This is a genomic window from Asanoa hainanensis (genome assembly GCF_900188485.1).
In the GTDB taxonomy this organism is placed as follows: domain Bacteria; phylum Actinomycetota; class Actinomycetes; order Mycobacteriales; family Micromonosporaceae; genus Asanoa; species Asanoa hainanensis.
Genome location: NZ_FZPH01000038.1, coordinates 1 through 9,580, shown reverse-complemented (window position 1 = coordinate 9,580; position 9,580 = coordinate 1). Strand labels below are relative to the sequence as shown.

At 69.7% G+C, this 9,580-nt stretch carries 8 protein-coding genes and 1 pseudogene; 4 read left to right on the top strand and 5 right to left on the bottom strand.

Annotation, left to right across the window (positions count from 1 at the left end; genetic code table 11):
- The 4 genes and pseudogenes from CHC05_RS42960 to CHC05_RS40400 all read right to left on the bottom strand — a co-directional run.
- A pseudogene (locus tag CHC05_RS42960) lies at nt 1–279 on the bottom strand (IS701 family transposase); the annotation flags it as partial.
- A gap of 632 nt (nt 280–911) precedes the next feature.
- A complete protein-coding gene (locus CHC05_RS40410; protein WP_089256207.1) occupies nt 912–1,808 on the bottom strand; it encodes an FAD-dependent oxidoreductase in 897 nt (298 codons plus the stop codon).
- On the bottom strand, nt 1,808–2,197 hold the full coding sequence (locus tag CHC05_RS40405; RefSeq protein ID WP_089256205.1) for a YunG family protein: 390 nt from the start codon (nt 2,195–2,197) through the stop codon (nt 1,808–1,810). Before CHC05_RS40405 ends, CHC05_RS40410 begins: the two co-directional genes overlap by 1 nt.
- 33 nt (nt 2,198–2,230) lie before the next feature.
- Entirely contained in the window at nt 2,231–2,674 is a 444-nt protein-coding gene (locus CHC05_RS40400; protein WP_144023019.1) for an AMIN-like domain-containing (lipo)protein, read from the bottom strand.
- 286 nt (nt 2,675–2,960) lie between these two features.
- Between CHC05_RS40400 and CHC05_RS40395 the strand changes: the two genes are divergently transcribed.
- From CHC05_RS40395 to CHC05_RS40380, 4 genes are all read left to right on the top strand, one after another.
- Nucleotides 2,961–3,416 carry an SRPBCC family protein gene (locus tag CHC05_RS40395; RefSeq protein ID WP_089256201.1) on the top strand — a complete coding sequence of 152 codons (456 nt, stop codon included), beginning with the start codon at nt 2,961–2,963 and terminating at the stop codon, nt 3,414–3,416.
- A 51-nt stretch (nt 3,417–3,467) separates the two neighbouring features.
- On the top strand, nt 3,468–3,809 hold the full coding sequence (locus tag CHC05_RS40390; protein WP_179266602.1) for a YkvA family protein: 342 nt from the start codon (nt 3,468–3,470) through the stop codon (nt 3,807–3,809).
- A 150-nt stretch (nt 3,810–3,959) separates the two neighbouring features.
- Nucleotides 3,960–7,658, top strand: coding sequence for a tetratricopeptide repeat protein (locus CHC05_RS40385; RefSeq protein WP_089256199.1), 3,699 nt, complete (start codon nt 3,960–3,962; stop codon nt 7,656–7,658).
- Nucleotides 7,655–8,026, top strand: a complete 372-nt coding sequence (locus CHC05_RS40380) for a hypothetical protein (RefSeq protein ID WP_089256197.1) — start codon at nt 7,655–7,657, stop codon at nt 8,024–8,026. The genes CHC05_RS40385 and CHC05_RS40380 overlap by 4 nt, the downstream gene beginning before the upstream one ends.
- A 153-nt stretch (nt 8,027–8,179) precedes the next feature.
- On the opposite strand, the gene CHC05_RS40375 is transcribed toward CHC05_RS40380, so the two are convergent.
- Nucleotides 8,180–9,388 carry a serine hydrolase domain-containing protein gene (locus CHC05_RS40375; RefSeq protein ID WP_089256195.1) on the bottom strand — a complete coding sequence of 403 codons (1,209 nt, stop codon included), beginning with the start codon at nt 9,386–9,388 and terminating at the stop codon, nt 8,180–8,182.
- Nucleotides 9,389–9,580 lie beyond the last annotated feature (192 nt).

The window sequence follows — 9,580 nt, the reverse complement described above, 5'->3', positions numbered from 1 at the left end:
CAGCACCGCGTCCGGATCGCCGAGGTGGCCGACCACGAGCTCACGCACGTCGTCGCGGACCCCGTCAACGTCGAACTCCGCCCGGCGCAGCAACCGCTGCATGCCGTCCGGGCTCACCTCGCCGGCATGCTCGGCGATCGTCCAGCCGTTACGACGGTCCAACCCGGCAGCCAACCCGCACATATAACGCGCGGCCCGCGACCGCGGCTCGACCCGACCGAACCGCGGCCCGATCCGCTCACAGAAACGATCAAGCTCCGTCAGCCACCGATCGACCACATCCACACCAAAAACAACGCTCGACCAGCGGCAACGTCACTGACCAAAGTGCCGTTGCAGTACTAGGCACTGTTTCGAATCTGGGGTCGGGCGAGGCTTAGTCCAGGGGTCGTCTCGGTTGCGGCGGCTTTGCCCGGATACCGGTGTGGTCTCCGGGTGACGGTGCCGCCGGGCGGCGCCTGGGCCCGGCGCAGTCCGGACCCAGATACGAAACAGGGCCTAGCTCGCCAGGCGCGCGACTTCCTCGGCGGTGCCCCAGCAGAGGGTCATTCCGGCGCCGCTGTGGCCGTACGCGTGAATGATCCGGTCCTCTGCCTCGACCCGCGGACCGCCGTGGCGGGCCGGCCTGAGCAGGCCTAGCTCGCTAGGCGCACGACTTCCTCGGCGGTGCCCCAGCAGAGGGTCATTCCGGCGCCGCTGTGGCCGTACGCGTGGATGATCCGGCCCTCGGCCTCGACGCGCGGGCCGCCGTGGCGGGCCTGCCTGAGCAGGGCCTAGCTCGCTAGGCGCGCGACTTCCTCGGCGGTGCCCCAGCAGAGGGTCATTCCGGCGCCGCTGTGGCCGTACGCGTGAATGATCCGGCCCTCGGCCTCGACGCGCGGGCCGCCGTGGCGGGCCTGCCTGAGCAGGGCCTAGCTCGCTAGGCGCGCGACTTCCTCGGCGGTGCCCCAGCAGAGGGTCATTCCGGCGCCGCTGTGCCCGTACGCGTGAATGATCCGGCCCTCGGCCTCGACCCGCGGGCCGCCGTGACGGGCCGGCCTGAGCCCGACGAGCTGGTTGCGGATCTTCAGGCCGGCCAGCCTCGGCTCGACCTGGGTGGTGCGCTCGATGATCGCGTCGGCCGTGGCCGGGCGGATGGTGCGGTCGTCGTCGCCGACCTCGAACGTGCCGCCGAGCACGACGTCCCTGCTGCGCGGATGGATGTAGACCGGGCCGAGCGGGTGGTGCTCGTCGCGGATCGAGGTGGTCAGGCCAGGGTTGTCGACGACGACCACCTGGCCGCGGATGGGATAGAGGCCGTCGTCGCCGGTGATCAGTCGCGCACCGAGGCCCGTGGCGTTGACGACCCTGGCCGCCTCGATCTCCTCGAAGCGGCCGACCTTTCGGATCGTCAACGTGCCGCCGTTGCCCCGGAAGCGGTCGAGCAGATTTGCCAAGTAAGGCACCATCTCGACGGCGGGCACGGTGAACCGCCACTCGCCCGGTGCGGTGGTGAAGTCGGGGACGGCGGGGGCCCACCACGGCCTGTGCTCCTCACCGCGGATGATCATCCGGGTCGGTCGCATGGAGACGCCGGGCGTGCCGTCGCGGGCTTCCCGCTCGAACACCTCGAAGGTGCGGCCGCCCCAGCCCAGCACGCGCGGGTCGGCGTCGATCCTGGTCGGGTACCAGACGGCGGCGGCGACGGCCGAGACCGTGTCCTTCGGCTCGTCGGCCGCGACGACGGCGACCTCCGCGCCCGCTTCCTGGAGGGCGAGGGCGGAGGTCAGCCCGATGATCCCGGCCCCGATAACGACGACGTCTGCCATCAGACCATGGTGCCGATCTTTGCCAGAAAACGTTGCCGCAACAGGTCGTACTCGACGGCCCGGCGCTTCGGCCGCCCCGGCGGACGCTGGACGATCCGCGCCGCGGACACGGTCTGACCGCGTTTGAACTGCTCGTAGGTCAGGTCGACCTCGATCCCGCCCGGCAGCCGGTTCCACCAGTGATAACCGTGCGGCTCCCCGGCGAGGTGCACGTCGCCGAGCACGAGGTCGCCGCCGAACAGGTCGTGCAGCAGCAGGGCGGTGATGTCGCAATGACCCCACGCCGGGTTGTCAGGCTGCCAACCGGCGCGGGCCAGGTCGTCGGGCGAGCAGGTGTCCGCGGCCCAGCTCGCACGTACCAGATGCTCGATGTCCTTCAAGGTCAACATGCGCCGAGTCTGCGCCCTGAACCAGGTGGAGACTCAAGCCCGCCGCACGTCGACCGCGACAACGTAGGTCCCGTCGGCGCGGACCAGCTCTCCGACGCGGATCGGCAGGGCCTGGTCGCTGTTGGGCCGGACCTGGATGCCGAGGCCGTAGGTGACCTGACCTTCGAAGTCACCGCCGAACCCGTACCCCTTGAGGGTTGGATAGCCGAGGTTGAACCCGGGCCGTTCGGTCTGCCGCCCCTGGTCGTCGTGCGCCTGCGCGTCGGTAAACGTGATCCGCAGGACGCTGTTGCCGGGCAGTGGCACGGGGTTGCCACTGCCGTCCTGGGTGAGCTCCCGCTGGTAGGCGATCTCGTAGGTGGGCCAAGGCCCGTCGAAGGCAAACGTTATCCGGGTGTACGCGGGGTTCTCACCGGGATGGTCGCCGACCTGAATCCGCACCAGGAACGGGAAGGGCGGCGCGGGCGGATCACGCATGACGACGGTGTGCGGAACCCGCGCGGGCCGGGACGGCACGGCCCAGCCATAGGTGACCCGATAGGGCTGTTGCGGAGTGGCCGCGGGAGGCTGCGGCCTCTCGGTGGCCGACGGCCGCGGCAGGCTCACGGCCGGAGCCGGCCGGGGCGAACCGATGCTGGTGCCGGCACCAGCGGGCTCACATGCGGCAACCCCGAAGGCAGCCAACAAAACGAAGGTGGGTACGAAGAGTCGTCTCATGGTGGTTCGACGCGCGAACCCGCGATCAGGTTTACCGTGGACAGCCATGTACTCCACGCGAGTTCTGCAGCACATCGCCGCGCCCAGGGCGGAGGTCTACCAGGCCCTGCTCGACCCGGCGGCGGTCGCACGCTGGCGGGTGCCGGACGGGATGACCAGCGAGGTGCACCTTTTCGAGGCGCACGAGGGAGGCCGCTTTCGGGTGTCCCTGACCTATGTGGACCAGACCAGCAGTGGCAAGTCGTCGTCGCACACGGACACGTACCACGGCCACTTCGCCCGGCTGGTGCCGGACGAGCAGGTGGTCGAGGTCTTCGAGTTCGAGACGGACTCCCCGGACCTACTGGGCCCGATGACGATGACCACGACCCTGACAGACGCCGAGGGCGGCACGGACGTGCTGGTCGTGCACGAAGGCCTACCGGACACCATCCCGGCGGCGGACAACGAGCTCGGGACGCGGATGGCCCTGACCAACCTGGCCCGCCTGGTCGAACGCTGACGGGTCGTCGCACCGAAGGCGACATACCCGGCCCATTGGTACGGTGTTCCCATGTCCCGCGAGGCGTGGATAGCCGTCATCGTTGTCGGCGCTGTCGTGCTGGTGGGCGCGGTGATCGGCACGATCGTCCTGCTCGTGCGGGTGTTCCGGGTCCGCAACCAGCTCGGTGAGCTGGGCTTCGGGGGCAAGGTCGCCTTCTACGGCGCGCTGGTCTTCACGTTCTTCCCGGTCGACCTGTTGCCGGACCCGATCTACCTCGACGACATGGGCGTGCTGGGCCTGGCGCTGCTCTATCTCAACAGCCTGCTGCGGCGCCGCCAGGAACGCCTGCCATCCGCTCTGCCGCCGTTGCCCCGCGGCGCCACCCGACCGGTGCGGCAACCCCGTCGATAGCGCCGGACGTTGAGGCGTTCGTCCGTGTGAATTGGTCGCCCGGCTGGTTGTGGCTGTTCGCCGGCGGGTCCAGGGTGGCGGCATGCGCGGGAAAGTCCGGTCTCGGATGATCATGCATGGGTTGGGCCTTTTGTTCGGCGGGCCTGGCCGGTGACCCACCGCCTGCTGATCGATCTGGCTGACGACGGGCGGGTCGCGGTGTCGGCGTGGGCCGACGTTCCGGGTGTCCTGCCGGAGCTGACCGAGCCGTTCGCTCTCGATTGGACCGTCGAGCCGGACGACCTGGAGGAGCTGCGCTGGTACCTGGAGGACTACCTGCGCGCGCCGTACGGCGTCTACCAGGAACAAGGCGAGCGCGTCGCGGCACGCCTGGCGGAGTGGGGGACAGCGGCGTTCGCGGCGGTGTTCGGCGGTTCCGGGGCGGCGCGGGACGCGTACGTGCGGCTTCGCGACCGGGGCGGCACGGCGGAGATCGTGGTGCGCTCCGCGGTGGCGGAGCGGCTGGGACTGCCGTGGGAACTGCTGCGCGATCCTGCTCGGCCGACGCCGCTGGCCCTGGACGGTGTGCGGATCCGACGGGCGTTGCCCACGGCGGAACTGGCAGGGACGTTCGCGGTCGACGGTGAGCGGCTGCGGGTGCTGATGGTGATCTCAAGGCCGGCGGGTGACCGCGACGTCGGCTACCGGATGGTGGCCCGGCCGCTGCTGCAGACCCTGGAGGCCGTCCGCGGCGAGGTGGACCTGGTCGTCCTGCGGCCGCCGACCCTGGAGCGCCTGCGCGAGGTCCTCGCCCAGGCCCGGGAGCAGGGCCAGCCGTTCCAGGTGGTGCACTTCGACGGGCACGGCAGCTTCAGCGACCGCCGGCGATCGTTGCTCGGAGGCGCGCCGGACACGCTGGCCTCGGCGGAGCAAGGTGTCCTCGTCTTCGAGCGGCCGGGCGGAGGCGAGGACCGGGTCCCGGCCGACCAGGTGGCGACCGTGCTCGGCGAGGCCAAGGTGCCGGTCGTGGTGCTCAACGCCTGCCAGTCCGGTGCCCTGGGCCGGCAACTCGAAACCGCGATCGCGACCAGGTTGCTGCAACAAGGCGCGGCGGCAGTGGTGGCGATGGCCTTCAGCGTGTACGCGGTGGCAGCCGCCGAGTTCATGGCTGCGTTTTACGCGCAGCTCTTCGCGGGCGGCCAGGTCGCCGACGCGGTGGCGGCGGGCCGGCGCAGACTGGCCGAGCGCGACCAGCGGCCGAGCCCGAAGGGGCCGCTGCCGTTGCAGGACTGGCTGGTGCCGGTCCTCTACGCCCGCCAGGACGTCAGCTTCCCCCGGTTGCGGGCCCAGCCGGCGGACCGGGAAGTGTCGCTGGGTCAGATCCTCGACGAGGTGCGGCAGCGGCCGCAGGCGAGCGACCAGGACGACGTCCTCGCGCCGGTCGGTGGCTTCGTGGGCCGGGACGGGCTGTTCTACGAACTCGAGGTCGCCGCTCGCCTCCAGAAGGTGGTCCTCCTGCACGGCGCGGGCGGCAGCGGAAAGACCGAGTTCGCGAAAGCCTTCGGCAGGTGGTGGCGCGACACCGGCGGCGTGGACCATCCACAGTGGGTGATCTGGCACTCGTTCGAGCCTGGCATCGCCTCCTTCGGCCTCACCGGCGTGATCAACGCGGTCGGGCTGCAGGTCTTCGGTCCGGACTTCGCGCGCCTCGACGACGAGCAACTCCACGAAGCTGTCCTCAAGGTCATGCACGCTCGTCGGATCCTGCTCATCTGGGACAACTTCGAGTCGGCGCACACCACGCCGGACCCGAGCGGTGCGACGCCGGCTCTGAACGAAACGGAACGCGAGCGGTTGGCGGAGTTCCTGGCTGCCGCGACCAGGACGTCGAGCACGGTTGTGATCACGAGCCGAAGTGCCGAGCAGTGGCTCGGCGATCTGCGGCGGATCGAGGTCGTCGGTCTCAGTGCCCAGGAGGCCGACGAATACACCGACGCGCTGCTCGCGCCCTACCCGCGCGCCTCCGCCCGCCGTCGCCACCCGGCCTTCGCGGACCTGATGTCCTGGTTGGGCGGACATCCGCTGACCATGCGCCTGGTCCTGCCGCACCTGGACACCGCCGACGCGGCGCCGCTCCTGGCCAGCCTGCGCGAGACCGGCGAGCACGTCCTCGGCGACGAGGCCCACGGACGGACACACTCGCTCGCGGCGGGCATCGAATACTCGTACCGACACCTGACCGCCGACGAGCAACGAGCGTTGACCGCGGTCAGCCTGTTCCACGGTGTCGCCGACACCGACGTCCTCGGCATGTTCTCGACCGTCGACGGGGTGCCGGAGCGGTTCGGCGGGCACACCGTCGAGGGGTGGGACACCCTGCTGACCCGTGCGACCGATCTGGGCCTGTTCGCCGGGATCGGCGGGGGCATGTACTCGATCCATCCAGCCCTGCCCGCGTTCCTCAGCGCGCGGTGGCGCGATCAGGAACCTATCGGGTACGACGAACAGCGCGCCGCCGCCGAACTGGGCTTCCTGGACGCCTACGCCGCGTTCGCCGGGTGGCTTCTCCACGAGCTCACCGGCGGTGACGCCGGCTTCGCCTCGACCCTCGTCCGCAGGCAACGCCACTCGCTCGGTGCGATGCTCGGTTTCGGACTGAGCACCGAACGGTACGACCGGGCCACGGTGATCGCCCAGGTCCTCACCCGCCATTGGAACGCTTCCGGGCTCCATGAAGAAGCTCGCGAGTGGACCGATCGGGTCCAACACGCCACCGAGACCGCCGACGGCCGCCCGCCCGAGCTCGACTCTCCGGCCGGACGTCTGTGGATCTTGATGGTCGGTGCGCAAGCCAACCGACAACGGGGCGCGCGGCTCGGAATGGCCACGAGTCTTCACCAACTGGGCTCGGTCGCGGGGGCTCGCGGAGAGCTGGACGCGGCCGAGGGCTTCTACCGGCAGTCGCTGGCCATCGAGGAGGAGGTCGGCAATCGGCCCGGGATGGCCATCAGCTATCACCAGTTGGGGATGGTCGTGCAGCAACGGGGAGAGCTGGAGGCGGCCGATGGCTTCTACCGGCAGTCGCTGGCCATCGAGGAGCAGGTCGGCAATCGGCCCGGGATGGCCGCCAGCTATCACCAGTTGGGGATGGTCGCGCAGCAACGCGGAGAGCTGGACGCCGCCGAGGGCTTGTACCAGAAGTCGCTGGCCATCGAAGAGCAGGTCGGCAACCTGCCCGGGGTGGCCGGCACTTATCACGAGTTGGGGACGGTCGCGAAGGCTCGCGGAGACCTGGATGCGGCTGAGAGCTGGTATCAGAAGTCGCTGGCCATCCGGGAGCAGCTCGGCAACCGACCAGGCATGGCCCTGGCCTACCAGCAGTTGGGCGTGGTCGCCCATGCTCGGGGCGAGCTGGAGGTGGCTGACGGTTTGTACCGGAAATCCTTGGCCATCAAGGAGCAGGTCGGCAACCGGCCCGGAATGGCCAACAGCTGTCACCAGTTGGGGCTGGTAGCGCAGCAACGGGGAGAGCTGGAGGTGGCCGGGAGCTGGTACGAGAAAACGTTGGCGATCCAGGAGCAGCTTGGCGACCGGACCGGCATGGCCATGAGCTGTTACCTGCTCGGGCAGCTCGCCAAGGGCAGCGGAAGGGCGAACGCCGCGTTGGAGTGGACAGTGCGGGCCGTCTCGCTGGTCCCCGAACTGCTTGATCCGACCAAGAGCCCGGTCCCAGGTGATCTCGCCGACCTCACTGCCGAGCTCGGCTGGGCAAGCCTGAGGCAGACCTGGCAGCTCGTCACCGGTAAGGAAATCCCGGAAGCCGTCGTCCGGACCATCAAGGCCAGCCAAGACGAAGGAAAGCCCACGTGAACGACGTCATCGCCGCGGCCGCACGAACCAGCGCCGACCAGTTGGCGGACCGCTACGGGCCTCGACTGGCCGGTGACGTCGAGGCCGCCATCCATGCCACCGACGATCGTCCGCAGCAGTACCTCGACCCCGTATCGCTGGGCAGCCTCATCGTCGCGGTGGCGGCGTTGGCCTGGACGGTCTATCGCGATCTCAAGAAGAAGACGCCGCAGCCCGCGCCGCAGGTCGTCGTCCGCAGCGTCCACCTCCACCTCACCGCCCCGACCGCCGTCCCGGCCGAGGATCGGGATCTGATCATCGAGACCGTCGTTATCCAGACGCTCGCGGCGGCCGAGCAGGCCCAAGCCCTCCCGGCCGCCGAAGAATGAAATTCGCCTGAACCGCGGCCTGACCTACAGCCAGTTCGGGGCGCCGAGCTGCTCCCCGACGGCCACCCGCTGGGCGGTGTGGACGACGGACGACCTCGGCGCCCCGAGCGGCGACATCAACGACATCGTCGTACGCGGTCAGGTGTGAGACGGTCAGATCGCCTGGTACACCGTGGTCCAGAAGTCGCGGATGAGCTGGGCCGAGTGGCCGACGGACATCCCGACCTGGGTCAGCACCATTCCGGTGAGCTGGTTGACCGGGTCCGCGTACGTCGAGGTGCCGCTTCCGCCGTCCCAGCCGAACTGGCCCACCGGCGCGTAGTCACCGCGGTAGGTGCGCACCGCCGTCCCGAAGCCCCAGCCGCCGTGCTGCCCCTGGCCGAACGACAGGTGGACGTTGTTGACGGCCATCGCGTGCCGGGCCGCCTGCTGCTCGGCCGTCAGGCGGTTCGTGGTCATCAGCTCGACGGCGGGCCGCGACAGGATCCGCTCGGTGCCGTGCATCCCACCGTTGAGCAGCATCCGGAAGTACGCGTTGTAGTCGTCCACCGTGGACACCAGCCCACCGCCACCGCCCGGGAAGGCCGGCGGTGCGCTCCACCGACCGCCCACGGGCTCGTCCCAGACGTGGAACTCGCCGGTGGCCGGGTCCGGGGCGTACAACGTCGGGAACCGGTCGATCTTTTCCGCGGGTACGTGGAAGCCGGTGTCCGTCATGCCCAGGGGCTCGAAGATCCGCTCGCGCAGGAACGACTCGAACGACTGGCCGGTGACCCGCGCGACGAGCACGCCGAGCACGTCGTTGCTGATGTGGTACTGCCAGCGCTCACCGGGCTGGTACATCAGCGGCAGCGTGCCGAGCCGGCGCATCCACTCGTCGGGCTCCGGCATCGGCGTAGGCAGGTCGGGCGTGAGCCCCTGCTCGAAGACCGCACCCATGATCGGGGTGCCCAGGGCCGTCAGGTCCATGCCGAGCCCGAACGTCGAGGTCAGCAGGTCCCGCACGGTGATCGGCCGTTGTGCGGGCACGGTGTCGTCCAGCGGGCTGTCGATCCGCTTCAGCACGCGGCGGTCAGCGAGCTCCGGCAGCCACGGCTCGACCAGGTCGTCCAACCGCAGCCGGCACTCGTCGAGCAGGACCATCGTCGCCGCGACGGACACCGGCTTGGACGTCGACGCCATCCGGAAGATCGTGTCCCGGCGCATCGGCGGGCCGCCGTCGTGGCGCATGGTCCCGATCGCCTCGACGTGCGTCTCGCCGCCCTGGCTCACGAGCGCGACCAGTCCGGGAATCCGCCCGGACTCGACGTGCCGCCCCAGGACCTCACGAACCCGACGCAGACCCGACTCGGAAATACTCATCTCGATCTCCCTACGAACTACGAACTACGAAGAAGTGGTGTGCGACCACCTTCGCCAGCCGCGCTGACACGGGCCCGCCACCGCCCTGACACGGGCCCTAAGACCGCGTCTCATTTGGGGTTGTTGTAGTCCAACATCATTCGTTGTACGAGCGTGAGTGATGTGGAGAAGTACTGCCCGGAGTCGTTGTGG

Bases quoted from the DNA above. Each gene is read 5' to 3' on its own strand.
- CHC05_RS40395 (WP_089256201.1), top strand. From the start codon at position 2,961: ATGTACTCCACGCGAGTTCTGCAGCACATCGCCGCGCCCAGGGCGGAG.
- CHC05_RS40405 (WP_089256205.1), bottom strand. From the start codon at position 2,197: ATGTTGACCTTGAAGGACATCGAGCATCTGGTACGTGCGAGCTGGGCC.
- CHC05_RS40410 (WP_089256207.1), bottom strand. From the start codon at position 1,808: ATGGCAGACGTCGTCGTTATCGGGGCCGGGATCATCGGGCTGACCTCC.
- CHC05_RS40400 (WP_144023019.1), bottom strand. From the start codon at position 2,674: ATGCGTGATCCGCCCGCGCCGCCCTTCCCGTTCCTGGTGCGGATTCAG.
- CHC05_RS40390 (WP_179266602.1), top strand. From the start codon at position 3,468: ATGTCCCGCGAGGCGTGGATAGCCGTCATCGTTGTCGGCGCTGTCGTG.
- CHC05_RS40375 (WP_089256195.1), bottom strand. From the start codon at position 9,388: ATGAGTATTTCCGAGTCGGGTCTGCGTCGGGTTCGTGAGGTCCTGGGG.